Below are 248 nucleotides of genomic sequence, written 5' to 3'. Positions count from 1 at the left end.
GCGTGCTCTGACAGGCGGGCGAAGACTGCCCGCACGTCACCGACGACCGAAGGAGACCCCGTGGCGATTCAGACCTCCATCCAGCTGTTCACGATCAAGGATCAGCTCGAGACCGACCTCGAAGGCTCGCTGAAAGAGGTCGCCGCCAGAGGCTTCACAGCTGTGGAGCCCTACGACTTCGTGCGCCGGGCGCAGCCGCTCGCGGATGCACTGGCGGCCGCAGGGCTCGCTGCACCCTCGGGCCACGC

General features: G+C 67.7%; 1 protein-coding gene. It reads left to right on the top strand.

What is annotated here, in order from left to right; genetic code table 11:
* Positions 1–60: 60 nt before the first annotated feature.
* The coding region (locus tag SB753_RS40045) for a hypothetical protein (RefSeq protein ID WP_410805548.1) at positions 61–248 on the top strand (188 nt) is incomplete at its 3' end.

This window comes from Paraburkholderia sp. SIMBA_053, assembly GCF_046534895.1.
Taxonomy (GTDB): Bacteria; Pseudomonadota; Gammaproteobacteria; order Burkholderiales; family Burkholderiaceae; genus Paraburkholderia; species Paraburkholderia caledonica.
Note: the sequence above shows the minus strand (reverse complement) of the source record. Positions and strands in the feature narration are given on the sequence as shown.